The organism is Litorimonas sp., assembly GCA_029936425.1.
GTDB lineage: Bacteria > Pseudomonadota > Alphaproteobacteria > Caulobacterales > Maricaulaceae > Litorimonas.
In genome coordinates this window covers 1-1,758 of record JAPYSU010000087.1, presented here as the reverse complement: position 1 = coordinate 1,758, position 1,758 = coordinate 1, and the positions used below count along the sequence as shown (strand labels likewise).

Annotated in this window: 1 protein-coding gene; it reads right to left on the bottom strand. The window is 51.1% G+C overall.

The window, feature by feature from the left end:
• On the bottom strand, positions 1–919 hold a 919-nt coding region (locus tag ACN0IC_RS15255), incomplete at its 3' end, for a hypothetical protein (protein WP_416879607.1).
• Between the last annotated feature and the right edge of the window lie 839 nt (positions 920–1,758).

The following is a 1,758-nucleotide window of genomic DNA, read 5'->3' as shown; positions in this document are numbered from 1 at the left end:
TCGCAACCGTCATGTTGGTTGGATCATCAGCATCAGCATCTGTTGTGTCATCAGCATCAGTAAGCATTGTGTCTGTCAGACCATCAGCATCAGTCACCGTTAAGTCGGTTAGTCCGTTACCACTAGTAACCGTCATGTCGGTTGGATCATCAGCATCAGCATCAATCAATGGCTCGGTCACCACACCAACCTCACAGAGTTGCATCATCTCAGGATTGTGGTCGTTAACGGCCAGACCGGTGGCAGCAAAGTGGTCAGGGGCTTTGTTAGTGTGATCAGGCAGGCCAGTCACCTCCCCAGACTCACCCCCAGCAAACAGGGAGTCAGTCACCCCGCCACAGTCAACACACAGCCGCACCATCCCAGGATTGTGGCCGTTAGCTGCCAGACTGGTGGCAGCAAAGTGGTCAGGGGCTTTGTTAGTGTGATCAGGCAGGCCAGTCACCTCCCCAGACTCACCCCCAGCAAACAGGGAGTCAGTCACCTTACCACAGTCATGAGTCAGTTTGGAGGGGCAGCAGTGGGGAGATTGGTTTGGTGTTAGAGAATTGTCAGTAAAATTATTAATGTTAGGGGTGTCAGAATTACCACCGTCATTAATTACCAGAGAAGTCAAGGACCTGGAGGGAAGGATGTCAACCAAGTAGTCATCAGCCCAATCCCCGCAGCTGTAATGCACCTGAGTTGTCACAAGGAAGGGTTCTTGTCTCCCTGTCCCACTACCAGCCGGCAGAGCGGGTGAAGGTGCAGGGTCAGAATCAAGCAGCAGACCAGTGTCATCATTGGTGTGGCCATCAGTCAGGACCATGGTAGTTACACCCAAATAACCTAATTCTTCAGAGAATCTTAGCAAACTGTCGGCATCATTTAGAGAAATCCTGTCACTGTCGGCAGGGATGTCGGCAGGGATTGCCTTCATGGCAGTCTGGTGTCTGGGGGAGCTCCTGGTGTGGGGCTCAGAGTGTCCCGGAGTAGTAGTAGAGTGAGTGACTGGGCGGTTGCATCCGCAGACCAAGACATTGAAGCCCTTACCGGTATGGGGATTGCGATGCTCAGTCTTGGAACACAAAAATGAGGAATGTTTCACACAGTCGGTGGCAGTGTGTGACTTTAGAAACCCTTGCAAGCAGGATGCACATAATCTGGCCCCAGACAAATACCGTTTGTTTTCACTCAAAGTAGAGTCCCTCCAGGCAGAGCACTGGAACAGAGAGTGCTCACAGCTTTTACATCTACTACAGTTGGGGTTGCTGCGGTCAAATTTCTGTTTATTTTTGCGAGCGGGCAATGTTGGAGTTTTGCCAGAGGTTCTTGGTTTAACAAGTTTAGGCTTCTCATCAGCTTTGTCTACTGGTCGGGTGGAACCAAATTTTCCCAGTGAATGGTCTTTGGGGGGTCTGTCGGTTGGTCGGTCTGGGACACCCAGAGAACGCTCAGCAAGATCGTATGAGGCATAAAGCCGAGCTGTTTGGTCAATCCATGCCACAAACGCATTACGCGACCAGGCCTCACCCCAGCGAGCCTTCTCCCTCAGCAACTCCAGTTTTGTGGTAGAGGACAATGCAGCGGTGAAATACAGTTCTATGCTACCGTCCATGGACAAATTAACATTGTTGTTCGCGCACCAGGTGAAATGGTCACTCAGTCCAACAAACAAACGATAATCTGTCTGCAAGCTTCTGGCGCGCTCCTGGACCCCACCTGACTTTCTCAGAAATTCAAGATAAGCCAAGTGGTACACGGTTCGATCTCCCAATT